This is a genomic window from Sphingomonas sp. STIS6.2, assembly GCF_000732685.2.
GTDB lineage: Bacteria > Pseudomonadota > Alphaproteobacteria > Sphingomonadales > Sphingomonadaceae > Sphingomonas > Sphingomonas aerolata.
In genome coordinates this window covers 1-10601 of the sequence record NZ_JPDP02000086.1, presented here as the reverse complement: position 1 = coordinate 10601, position 10601 = coordinate 1, and the positions used below count along the sequence as shown (strand labels likewise).

Here is a 10601-nt window from a genome sequence, read left to right as displayed (position 1 = left end):
AGGTTAGCAGCGTCTCACACGGGCACACGCATATCGGACCTTCGCTCCGAGCCAAAGAGCTTCCCGATTTCACCGGCGATCAAGAAGGTCGGCCCGTTCTCGATTGCGATCCAGAAATGAGAAAGGCTACCATTATGCGACTGTCTCGATAATTGATCGATGACAAAGCAGCAAGATGGTCAGATAGCTCGGCCTAAGAAGATTAGAAGTTAAGCAATCCTTATAAGTATATAGTGATCAAATATGACCATTCAGTAACCACTTTCGCGCGACCAACAAATCCTCGGAAAAGTACATGACGTCCCGATCCACGGCAGCGCGTTGAATCTGCATGCTTGCCAACGTATGACTGACGACAATCGCTATGCGCTTTGATTTATATGCTGGATTATCGAGTATGCGCTTGAAGGCTGCCACAGCTTCTTGTGACTGTATTTGCATTGAGCGAATGTCAACGAGGGTGAGATGCTCGTTGGGTCCACAACGGAGTTGGGAGTGGGCTTCATTCCGCGCTTCTTCGAACGCACGGATATCGGCCTCTAAAAAAAACCCGGACATATCGATTTGGATGAGGCCCAGCAGTGGATCGGCAGCGATAGCGAATTCAGAAGGCATGTGAGCCGCCTAACCAGTGACAGGCCAGCGTTCCTTAACAAGGGTTAGCCTGTAAATCTCTCTTTTAATGTCAGGATTAGCGGCGGTATTGGACCGATTGATTGATTTGAACGCTGCCGGTGTAACATTCTAATAACTGCTCAGCTGTGCTTCCAGAATAAAATGTTAAAGCGGAACCGGGCCGGACTTTGGCAGCGAGGATGTCCGCGGTAATCCCAGCCCGGCGTAAGAGCTTAACGCAGTCGGTCAGGCCGCTACCGCTACCGCTACCGGATTCTCTGCCGGAAGGGCGCACTCATGCCACGGCCGAACGATATGATTGAACGTCTCGATAGGTGCAGGCTTACCCAGGTGGTACCCCTGAACCTGAGCGCACCCCTCGTCTCGGAGCATGGTAATCTGGGCCTCGGTCTCGACACCCTCAGCAACGACTGACAGCCCGAGACCTCGGCCAAGCCCAATCACGGCCTGCACGATCGCGCGTGCCTGCCGGTCGTCGGCCATGTCGCGAATGAAGGACTGATCGATCTTGACCTTGTCGAACGGGAACAGGCGGAAGTAGCTGAGGGACGAATAGCCGGTGCCGAAGTCGTCCATCGATATCTGGCAGCCGATCGCTTTCAGGCGTTGCAGGATATCGATGGCGCGGGTCGTATCGCGGATCAGGAAGCCCTCGGTAACCTCGAGCTCAAGCCTGGTCGCGTCCAGACCCGCGGTTGCAAGGACGGACATTACATCCCCAGCAAAGTCGCCACTCAGCAGCTGTACGGGCGACAGGTTGACCGCAATTTTGAGCGGAACCGACCATCGCTGTGCTTCGGTCGCCGCCATCGTTAGGATCTGGCGCCCGAGCTCGACGATTAGGCCACTTTCCTCAGCTACCGAGATGAACAAGGCCGGTGATACGTCGCCAAGGGTGGGGTGGCGCCAACGCGCGAGCACCTCGAAGCCGACGATCTGATCACGCTCAAGGCACATGATCGGCTGATAAACGGGTACGATGGCACCCTCACCAATGGCCGTCCGCAACTCGGCCTCGATCATTCGCCGCTGGTGCACCGCGTGGTCCATCGACACATCGAAGAACGAGATCGTACCTGGTCCTTCCGCCTTGGACCGGTAAAGCGCCATGTCGGCGTTGCGTAGCAGCTCGGCTGCGTTGCTGCCGTCAGCTGGGAATACCGCGACACCAAGCGACGCATCGAGATGGGCTACGCGCCCTGACAGCGTGACTGGCTCCTTGACCGTATCGACAATGCGGCTGGCCAATAGCAGTGCGCGGACCCCGTCGGGCTCACATTCACACAGGACCGCGAACTCGTCACCGCCCAACCGCGCAACGAGCGCATCATCGCCGCACGCTGACTGCAAACGCCCGGCAAGTTCCACCAGCACCTCATCACCGAAGCCGTGACCGTAGAGATCATTGACGATCTTGAAGCGGTCGAGGTCGATGCACAGGAGAGCGCCGGGGATCAGCCCTGACGATCCGTCCAACATAGCTGCCAACCGATCGGTCAATTTCATCCGGTTCGCGAGACCCGTCAGCGCGTCATGACACGCGAGGTGGCTAAGTCGGTCCTGCGCGGCGCGACCTTCGGTAATGTCCTCGGAGATGCCCAGCACGTAACGCGGTGCACTATCCAGGTCCGGGTCAATCCCAAGCTTCTGAGAACGAACCACTCGGGTCGAACCATCCGCCCTGTTGAGCGTCTCTTCTGACAGGATGGTATCCCGGCTGGCGAGGGCGATCTGGTCGTTTGCCATGAAGACGCCTGCGTCTTCCGGAGAAAACAGCTCGGCATCGGTACGGCCAAGGACGGCATCGCGAGGAAGATCGGTAAGTGCCTCGAACGCCCGATTGACGAGCGTATAGCGACCGTCTTGAGCGCCCTTGACGAAAAGTGTGACTGGCATGGCCTCTATCACCGTATCAAGCAGCGCCTGCGTACGCTGGCGTTCCTCTTCCAGTGCCTTACGATCCGAAACGTCGCGGACGATCGCCGCAAAGCCTGCCGGCAAGCCATCTTCATCCGACCAGTTCCCAAGCGAGAGTTCGATCGGAATTTCCTGCCCATCACGCCGGCAGGCGGGCAACTCGACGACCTTGCCGAACAGACGGGGCATTCCCCCTGCCGCCACCCTTGCCAACCCACCCGCGTGGCTGGCGCGATGGCGCTCGGGGACGATCAGGTTTAGCGGTTGGCCGATCGCCTCCTCGGCTGACCAGCCAAGCATATTAGCGGCAGCCGTGTTCCAGTAGGTTATCCGGTTCCCCGTGTCTGCGCAGATGATCGCGTCCGACGTCGTTTCCGCGATCAAGGTCGCGATGCGTCCAGCTGCACGAGACCGACGCAGTTCGAGATAGTCGATGACGATCCGTGCCAATCCGGCGAGCAGCGCGGTGGTGTCGGAGCTCATTGGTGGCCGGGGGACGGTATCGACGATGCACAGCGAACCAATGCGATGGCCATTGCGCGTGATCAGCGGCGACCCAGCATAATATCGGATGTGGGGAGGCCCGGTGACGAGCGGATTATCTGCGAAATACAGGTCGAGGCGGGCGTCGCAAATCTCCAGCATGCTGTCGCCGAGGATCGCCTGTCCACAGAACGCTATGTCGCGATCAACCTCGCACGCGTCGATACCGACCCGGGATTTGACCCACTGACGCCTGGCATCAATGAAGCTGACCGCGGCGATCGGTGCGCTAGTCAGGCGGGCTGCCAGGTTCGTGATATGGTCGAGTTCCGCTTCCTCGACCGTATCAAGGATGTCGAGACTGTAGAGGGAGCGTAACCGTGCCTCCTCAACCTGCACGTTATTACCCACCGTACCTGCTCCTCCTTCAAGCAGCTTAACAGTAAATTAAACAGATTAAACAACCGTTATGGTCGAAGTTTCGCCGCCCAACGTCGCAACTTGGGGTTAAGGGGACAGTGATGAGTTTTGTGCACGCTAGGTGCCAACGGACAACGAACGGCAACAATGCGTGAGAAGCAGTCCGTTCGCTTTGAGAAGCAAGGTGCGATAGCTGCCGTCGAGTGGCGTTGCGGCCTTCCTCGGAATCGAATGACGGAGTTTGATGGCAAGAAGCAGGACGCCTGCGAATATGAGGCAGGCCATAGGATCGAAACAGCTGTAGGAGTTCGTTCCATGCCCTTTCGTGTCCTGGGGATCGACCCCGGCCAGTTCAGTCACCTCTACGGGCTTTCCGACGCCGACCTCGCTGCTGAAGGAGCAAAGCGGTACGTCGTAGATAGCAAACCAGGCTTTCCCGATCGCGTTGAAGTCCGCGACATGAACATCGGGGAGCACGCGATCTTGCTGAATTACGAGCATCAGCCGGCTGATACGCCGTACCGTTCCCGGCACGCCATTTTCGTGCGCGAAGGTGCCCATCGCGCGCTCGATGCGATCGACTTCATTCCAGATGTGCTTCGCATCCGCCCTATCTCGCTCCGCGGGTTCAGCCATAACGGTGAGATGGTGGATGCCGACCTTGTGGACGGGGATGCCCTTGCACCCCTCATCGAGCAGTTCTTCGAGAATCCTGCTATCGCCTATTTGCAGGCGCATTACGCAAAACGCGGCTGCTACGCCGCTCGGATCGTCCCATTTAGGAACGACCGGCAAGACGGTCAGGACATTCCCTTTTGGGGTCGAGTTTTGGGAAGGCGAGCGTCCTCCCAAAACCAGTCATGAGTATGAAAACGGGAAACGATCGACGCCGATTACCCGATGCTGCTACCGCTCGATCTCTTTGCTCCTTGAGGTCAATCACGATGAAAATCAGTGCCCGCAATCAAATTTCAGGTCGCGTCGCGAGCATCCATCCAGGAGCCGTGAACGGATCGGTCAAGGTGGATATTGGGAACGGCATCGTCATCACCGCCAACATTACCGAGGAAGCGATAGCCGACCTCGCGCTCGGCGAAGGTGACCAGGCAACGGTGCTTATCAAAGCGAGCGATGTACTGATTGGAAAATGACGTGCGCGGCGCTGAGGTGAGGGTCGATCTGCATCTCGTCGCAATGACACTCACGCCCGCGACCGGGTATGGCCAACGTGCAGGCCACGAGACGTGCCCGGCATGGAGGCGTGCAATTGGCTATTGATGGGCCGCTGAAAATCAATGTTCAGATACTGAGAGGTTCCGACCCGGCGATCGGGCCGGGCAAGGCGCTCGTCCTCGACGCCATCGGTCGTACCGGGTCCATCTCTGCTGCCGGGCGCGAACTCAAGATGAGCTATCGGCGTATCTGGTTGCTGGTCGACAGCCTCAATCACGCGTGGATAGAGCCGGTCGTTGAAACCCGTGTCGGTGGGGGGAAATCGGGCGGTGCCCAGCTCACTGCGTTTGGTGAGCGGGTGCTGGCCAGCTACCGCGGCATCGAGGCGCGCATGGTCGCCGCAGCCAGTGGCACAGACTTCGATTGGTTGGTAGACGCTCTCAAGCCCACAGACGAAATCGGCAAATAGTCGCGACGCTTCATCCACCCGGTCGTTGCCCGAACCGAACGGTTCGCCACCGGTAGCCACCGGCAATTACTAGGGCCGAACGGCTTGGCCGCGTCGGCCCTGGTCAGCACCGTGTCGTCAGGTCGTTCCCCCATATCGGCAAGGAACCGGGCATAATCCTGGGACCACACTGGCAAAATAATGCTGGAGACATGCTCCATCTTCATGCGCTGCCAAGCGCGATATGTGGCGTCGTGGCGCTTGCACGCGCGATGGCCATGTTCGGTCAGTCGGGCGGCGCTGATTTCGCGATGCAGACAGCCACAGCTGGCGGTGCTGCCGGACCGCACGTTTCCACCTGCCGCTACGACTTCATTGCCGCAGTCGCATAGAAAGAGCCAATGCGCGTGACCGCTTCGGCTCTTGTGCGCGAAGCTGACGCCGACGAGGCGCCCGTAGCGCAGGCCGGTCATGTCGATCCTGATCTTCATGGCATGTCTGTTTCACCTGCCAGACTATCTATATTCAGTTGAATATAATTGTCGATAAGGGATAAGATTCGTTGCGTGCTGGAGCAACAATCTGTGATCGTTACGGCATACGCGCGACCATCAGCGGCAGCGTCGCGGAAGCATTACCAGCCACCTGGAGCAGGTAAGGGCCCGGCTTCAGGTCGAAATCGACCATCTTGCGCACTCCTGTGCAATCAGGACCATGGCCATGCGATATCGACGTTGCCGGTGTCGAGCCGCTTAGAACGTCGATCCACGCCCCAGCCCCCAATGCGACGCGGTAGCGACCGGCGACGGGTACGGTGAACGCAAAAATCCCGCCGCTGCTCACTGATCCGCCTGGCTTCTCCGGGCGGACGGCATAGGCAATCTTCGGCGTCGGCAGCAGCGTAGCCGAGACGCCAACGCCGAGCGGGAGCGTCGTTGCCACGGTCGCCGTAGCCCCCGCGCGAATGGCTTGCTTACGCGTCCATCCTTCCAACCCAGCGGGAAGAGGCACCATTGCGGCCGAACAAGTGACGGTCGGATGGTCCATCGCCGGCATCGCTTGGGGGGTGGCGGCAAGAGCAAGCAGTGGAATCAGCATCATGGTCGGCAAGGCCTTTTCCAATTGAGTTCTATCTGTATATGGCCGGATACAATACCCGGCAAAGCCTGCAATAGCGGCGTGCCGGTCGACAAGGGGAAAGTTCCGATGCGTCACCTGCTCTGCGCCGCCAGTTTCATAGCGCTTGCAACCCCCGCCTATGCACAGGATCGAGGCCTTCCACAGGGCGATACCGCTGCCCCGACCGGTACAAGCGTCGAGCAGGATCAGGCCGGGCTGCCCGAGATCACCGTCACGGCACGTCGTCGGGCTGAGGATGCGCAGCGTATCCCGGGTTCGCTTTCCGTGGTCGGTGGGGAGCTGCTCGACCGGTCGTATACCGTCAACACGCAGCAGCTTTCACAGCTCGTTCCCGCGCTTAACTATAGCTCTGCCAATCCGCGCAACACTGCGTTTACGATCCGCGGTCTGGGCAGCAGCGTCGTCGCGGTCAGCCAGGCCAATGACGGCCTTGAGCCGGGCGTCGGTTTCTATGTCGATCAGGTGTATCACGCCCGTCCTGCAACCGCAGCGTTCGACTTCAGCGATATCGCGCAGGTAGAGGTGTTGCGCGGTCCGCAGGGCACATTGTTCGGCAAGAACAGCACCGCCGGCGCGATCAACATCACCACGCGCGAACCGACTTTTACACCGGAAGCGACCGAGGAGATTTCGGTCGGCAGCTTCAATTTCGTTCAGGCCAGGGCTGCGGCGTCGGGGCCTATCACCGACACGCTTGCCTTTCGCATCTCCGGCGTCTCAACGCGCCGCGACGGCGTAATCGACAATGTCGTTACCGGCCGGGATCAAAACCAGACCGGCAATCAGGCCGTACGCGGGCAGTTGCTATTTAAGCCGTCCGAGATGTTCCAGATCAAGCTTAGCGCCGATTTCACGAATTTCGAGAGCAACTGCTGCACCCAGGTCTATTACCGTGTCGCCACCCGCGACGTGCCGCGCACCGCAACGCGGCAGTTCGCCGGCCCGACCGGCCTTGCCGCGCAGTTCAACTACACGCCGCCAAGCACCAACCCCTATGATCGCGTGACCGATATCGATGCGCAGCTAGGGGTCGACACCAACGAGGGCGGGGTCGCGGCGATCGCCGACTGGAACCTTGGCGGTGCAACGCTGACCTCGGTCAGCGCGTGGCGCTTCTGGAATTGGGATGCCGCCAACGATCGCGACTATACCGGCATCCCGATCCAGATCGAGCAGCACATTCCGTCGCGCCAGGATCAGTATAGCCAGGAGCTGCGCCTTGCGTCGAACGGCGACCATGCGCTCAGCTATGTCGGCGGACTGTATTTCTTCCGTCAGCGCGTGGAGGGCCGGCCAATTTCGATCTATGGCCCGGCTGCCGCCCGCTATCTGATCGGCACCACGACAGGCGCGAACGCCATTCCGGTGCCTGCCAACCTGCTCGACGGCTATGGCACCGATGGCCGGACCGACTTTCAGTCGAACAGCTATGCCGCGTTCGGCGAGGTCAACTGGCGCCCGGTCGACCGCCTGACCCTGACCGGGGGGCTGCGTTACACCTATGAGCATAAGACGGGCACATACGACACGTTCGTCTTTGGCGGTCCAGCCACCACCAGCCCGGCCCTGATCAACGCCCGGCTCGGGATCCTGCGTGGCCAGACCTATGCCGCGAAGGTCAATGACGGCGCCCTGACCGGTCGCGCCAACATCGCATGGCAGGCCACCGATAACGTGCTCGGCTATGTGAGCTACGCCCGCGGCGAGAAGTCCGGCGGTATCAACATGTCGGGTCTGCCGCTCAACGATCAGAACCTGCCGGCGATCGGCACTGCGGTCGTACGGCCGGAAAAGAACACGGCGTATGAAGTCGGTCTGAAGACCCGCCTGTTCGACAATCGCCTCACCTTCAATATCGATGCATTCTACACCCGCGTTACCGACTTCCAGACCAACGTCAGCGATACCCGCGCCGCAGCCGCGCTGCGTACCTATCTCGCCAACATTCCAAAGGTTACGTCGAAGGGCGTGGAAGCCGATGCCGTTGCGGCCGTCACGCGTGACCTGTCGGTTCGCGCATCGGTCGCTTACGCAGATGGCAAGTATGACAGCTACCCGAACGGCCCGTGCCCGATCGAGTTGATTGGCAATACAGCGGCGTCCTGCAATCTTAGCGGCACGGGTCTACCTGGTTTGCCGAAATGGTCCTCGACCGTAGGCGGTGACTATCTCCGCCCGGTCGCAAGCTTGAGCGGGAGCCTGTTCGCGCATGCCGATGCCAACTACCGCAGCAAGCAATTCGGCGATCCGACCGGCTCGCGCTTTACGACGATCGGCAGCTACACGGTCGTCAACGGCAGCGTCGGTTATCGTAGCAGCAAGGGGTGGGAGCTGGCTGTCTTCGCCCGCAACCTGTTCGATCGCGACTACATCCAGAACGTCACGATTCAAGCCGGAAATTCCGGCCTGATCCTCGCAACGCCAAGCGACCCGCGTACCATCGGTCTGACGTTCCACGCCCATCAATGACGGTCATTAGGCCAATCGGACGACGATCAGAACGATGAAACCCGACTGTAAAGGAGAGACGATGCATCAGGGAGTTATCTCACTGCTGGCCGCTACCGTGGTCACGACCATAACCGTTACACCGGTTGCAGCCGCTCCAACACCACCGCTCGTGCTGGCCGCTGCCAGCTTGCAAGAGTCGATGACGGCCGCAGCCGATGCCTGGGCGGCGAAGGGCCATGTGAAGCCGGTGATTTCGTTCGCAGCGTCGTCAGCCTTGGCGCGACAGGTTGAGGCGGGTGCGCCCGCCGACCTGTTCGTCTCTGCCGATGAGGACTGGATGAACGAACTCGCAAAACGCAACCTGATTGTCGCGAACACACGGGTGACGTTCCTTGGCAACCGGCTTGTCGTTGCTGCACCTGCGGGATCCAAGACGCGGATTCCATTGCGCCCCCCTACGGCGCTGGTCCGCGTCCTGACAGCTGGCCCGTTGGCGATGGCTGACACGCCGGTCCCCGCAGGCAAATACGGACAGCAAGCCCTGGAGCGTCTCGGGGTGTGGGGACAGGTCGCACCAAGGGTCGTGAGGGCGGAGAATGTCCGCGCGACGTTGGCGTTGGTCGAGCGAGGTGCGGCATCACTCGGGATTGTATATGCGACGGATGCCAAGGCGTCGAAGCAGGTGCGAATTGCGGGGATGTTCCCGAAATCAACACATCCGGCAATTACCTATCCGATCGCGCGACTGACCGCATCGCACAATCCCGAAGCCGAAGCGTTTCGCCGTTTCCTTGTCTCCCGTTCGGGCAAGGCGATATTCGTGCGCTGTGGGTTCTCGGCACGTTAAGTAGGGAAGCCGATTACCATTTTCCCGATTGGGAACGGCCAGAGAGACCGCCGCGGCATTCCCATTGGGATGGTAAATCGGGAATGTGAGGAATGTCGCTAGGTATCGATTTATTATACAGCGCTCAGTGCCTGAATGGCCAATCCTGAGACCGGAGCGACCGATGAAACCGATCACGTGGTTGCCCTGTATAGCACTCATCCTCACTGCTGCGGGTGACGATGGCACTATCTGCCGCAACGTGACCGGTGATCGTGACGGGCTTTTCCACACCTTTTGGAAGGACAGCGGCGAGGGCTGCCTGACGCTCGCCCGTAATGGTGGCTACGAAGTGCGGTGGGCGCTCGGGCGGCAAGGTAACCTCGTCGCTGGTCGCGGCTGGCGACAAGGCTCTGCCGATCGTATCGTCCGCTACCGTGCCAGGCGCTTTGACCCAGGATCGAACGGCTACTTGACGTTGTACGGCTGGTCGAGAAATCCGCTGGTTGAATATTACGTAGTGGACGGCTGGGGCGGATTTACGCCTCCTGGGCCCAGCGCAGTGCCGTTAGGGATCGTGCAAAGCGATGGCGGCACATACCGCATCTACCGTATGCGCCGGATCGATCAGCCTTCGATTGCAGGCACAGCCACCTTTGATCAGTATTGGAGCGTCCGGACCGACCGACGCCCGCTCGGTCGCGACAATACCATCACCTTCGCTAACCATGTCGCCGCATGGCAGCGGGCCGGGCTGAAACTAGGCTCGCTTGATTATCAGGTGTTAGCGACAGAGGGTTTCGGTAGCACAGGTGCATCGACGATCAGCCTTTTGGATGCGCGTACTCGTAAGCGACCTTAACAATATCAATCCGACATCGCGCTCGGCGGGGACACTATGACCTTCCCGAAAACGAACGGTAGGCGAGAAGGCATCGACGTTCTCGGAATCGATCCCGAATGGGAACGCCCCAACCGTCTCGCTGGCCGCTCGTTTTCGGAAACGCAGCATCTTGTCGAGGAACTGCCCGTGTGAGACGCTGCTAACCTGCAACCCAGAGGCTAGACATGAAGAACGCCAGAACCCGCTACCTGCCGCTCGTCATC

General features: G+C 59.8%; 9 protein-coding genes. 6 read left to right on the top strand and 3 right to left on the bottom strand.

The window, feature by feature from the left end; translation table 11 throughout:
- Nucleotides 1-237 precede the first annotated feature (237 nt).
- The gene (locus tag sphst_RS12185) at nucleotides 238-615 is read right to left on the bottom strand and encodes an STAS/SEC14 domain-containing protein (protein ID WP_031393141.1); all 378 of its coding nucleotides are present in this window, start codon (nucleotides 613-615) and stop codon (nucleotides 238-240) included.
- A 246-nt stretch (nucleotides 616-861) separates the two neighbouring features.
- Nucleotides 862-3447 carry an EAL domain-containing protein gene (locus tag sphst_RS12180; RefSeq protein WP_043156286.1) on the bottom strand — a complete coding sequence of 862 codons (2586 nt, stop codon included), beginning with the start codon at nucleotides 3445-3447 and terminating at the stop codon, nucleotides 862-864.
- 156 nt (nucleotides 3448-3603) lie between these two features.
- Between sphst_RS12180 and sphst_RS12175 the strand changes: the two genes are divergently transcribed.
- The 3 genes from sphst_RS12175 to sphst_RS12165 all read left to right on the top strand — a co-directional run bounded on the left by sphst_RS12175 (nucleotide 3604) and on the right by sphst_RS12165 (nucleotide 5098).
- On the top strand, nucleotides 3604-4320 hold the full coding sequence (locus sphst_RS12175) for a DUF1203 domain-containing protein (RefSeq protein ID WP_234387626.1): 717 nt from the start codon (nucleotides 3604-3606) through the stop codon (nucleotides 4318-4320).
- A gap of 80 nt (nucleotides 4321-4400) precedes the next feature.
- Nucleotides 4401-4607 (top strand): TOBE domain-containing protein, encoded by a 207-nt coding sequence (locus sphst_RS12170; RefSeq protein WP_031393223.1) that lies wholly within the window; start codon nucleotides 4401-4403, stop codon nucleotides 4605-4607.
- 68 nt (nucleotides 4608-4675) lie between these two features.
- Nucleotides 4676-5098: a winged helix-turn-helix domain-containing protein gene (locus tag sphst_RS12165; protein WP_081877440.1), complete on the top strand. Its 423-nt coding sequence runs from the start codon at nucleotides 4676-4678 to the stop codon at nucleotides 5096-5098.
- Between the two features lie 570 nt (nucleotides 5099-5668).
- Here sphst_RS12165 and sphst_RS12155 read toward each other — a convergent pair.
- Nucleotides 5669-6178: a homogentisate 1,2-dioxygenase gene (locus tag sphst_RS12155; protein ID WP_107045593.1), complete on the bottom strand. Its 510-nt coding sequence runs from the start codon at nucleotides 6176-6178 to the stop codon at nucleotides 5669-5671.
- A gap of 105 nt (nucleotides 6179-6283) precedes the next feature.
- Between sphst_RS12155 and sphst_RS12150 the strand changes: the two genes are divergently transcribed.
- The 3 genes from sphst_RS12150 to sphst_RS12140 all read left to right on the top strand — a co-directional run bounded on the left by sphst_RS12150 (nucleotide 6284) and on the right by sphst_RS12140 (nucleotide 10356).
- Nucleotides 6284-8686 carry a TonB-dependent receptor gene (locus sphst_RS12150; protein ID WP_031393219.1) on the top strand — a complete coding sequence of 801 codons (2403 nt, stop codon included), beginning with the start codon at nucleotides 6284-6286 and terminating at the stop codon, nucleotides 8684-8686.
- A gap of 61 nt (nucleotides 8687-8747) precedes the next feature.
- Entirely contained in the window at nucleotides 8748-9515 is a 768-nt protein-coding gene (gene modA / locus sphst_RS12145; RefSeq protein WP_107045592.1) for a molybdate ABC transporter substrate-binding protein, read from the top strand.
- 163 nt (nucleotides 9516-9678) lie between these two features.
- Nucleotides 9679-10356, top strand: a complete 678-nt coding sequence (locus tag sphst_RS12140) for a glycoside hydrolase family 11 protein (RefSeq protein WP_199848969.1) — start codon at nucleotides 9679-9681, stop codon at nucleotides 10354-10356.
- The last annotated feature ends 245 nt before the right edge of the window (nucleotides 10357-10601 follow it).